The organism is Planomonospora algeriensis (assembly GCF_977012225.1).
In genome coordinates this window covers 1-1,408 of sequence record NZ_CDRNDK010000847.1, presented here as the reverse complement: position 1 = coordinate 1,408, position 1,408 = coordinate 1, and the positions used below count along the sequence as shown (strand labels likewise).

Below are 1,408 nucleotides of genomic sequence, written 5' to 3'. Positions count from 1 at the left end.
GACGGCCCCCGCGGGCTCGGTCCCGGTCCCGGTGGCGGTGGCGGTGGCGGTGGCGGGCACGGCCACCGGAGCCAGCATCACCCGATTACGACCCGCCCGCTTGGCCGCGTACAACGCCTCATCCGCCGCATGCAGCAACTCCCCCGCATCCATCCCCCCCGACAACGCCGCCACCCCCGCACTGAACGACACCGACAACGTATGACCCCCCGCCGGCACCCGACCCGCCGCCACCCACACCCGGATCGCCTCCACCCGCTCCAGCGCCTGCTCCCCCGACGCCCCCGGAAACACGATCACGAACTCCTCCCCCCCATACCGCGCCACCACGTCATCGACCCGCACCCGCCCCCCCACCAGCTTCGCGAACCGCATCAACACCTGATCACCCGCACCATGACCATAACGATCATTGATCTGCTTGAAATGATCGATGTCCAGCAACGCCACACTCAACGACTCCCCCGACCCCACCGCCGACCGCATCTCCCGCCCCAGCGCCTCCATCAGGAACCGCCGGTTGTGCAACCCCGTCAACGCATCCCGCACCGCCTGCTCGGCCAGATCCGCCCGCAACGCCTCGATCATCGCCACCTGCTCCTGCAGACGCGCATTCGCCTCCACCAACGCCCGCCGCTGCACGTTCAACGCCGTCACATCCCGCCCCACGAACGCCCACCCCACCCGCTCCCCCCGCGCATCCAGCAACGCACTGACCCGCACGTTCAAATCCACCCGCCGCCCCCCCGCATCCACCACGGCGTGGTCGATCTCCAGGCCGTCGCCGATCGGCACCGGGCCGAAGGCCTCGACCGCGGAGGTGCCGGTGAGGCGGGCGGGCAGGTGGGGGCTGACCTGCCGGAGCAGGCGGTCGGCGGCCGGGTTGAGGTCGAGGATGCGGCCGGAGAGGTCGATGGCCAGGACCATGTCGCTGATCATGTCGAAGACGTGGGTGCGCTCCACGGCGATGAGCTCGTGCAGGGAGCGGCGCATCAGCGACCAGTAGACCACGACCGTGGTGACGCAGAACCCGACCGGGGTCAGGTAGTCGACGCGGAGGGCGCCGAGCGTGCTGACGGCGTTGAGCAGGAGGGGCGGGACGGTGCCCAGCAGGGTGAAGCCGTACAGACCGCGCTGGAAGCGTGAGCCGCGCCGCCAGGCCATGAGCAGGCGGACGATGCCACCGGTGAGCAGGGCGTAGCTGTAGGCGGTGTGCGCCCAGAACAGCGGGCCGACGCCGGTCGCGTTGTTGCTCCGCAGGTCGGTGAGGTCCGGAGAGGCGATGAACCAGTGGTGCCAGGGGTCGGTCAGGATGGCGGCGAGGACGATCGCGGGCTCGACCGCCAGCCACAGGGCCGTACGGCGCGACAGCCGCCAGGTGCGGTCGACCACGGCCAGCGACAGGCAG

Annotated in this window: 1 protein-coding gene; it reads right to left on the bottom strand. The window is 70.7% G+C overall.

All coding sequences use genetic code 11. From position 1 onward, the window contains the following. On the bottom strand, window positions 1-1,408 hold a 1,408-nt coding region (locus ACWJ6R_RS36310), incomplete at both ends, for a histidine kinase N-terminal 7TM domain-containing diguanylate cyclase (RefSeq protein WP_449066542.1).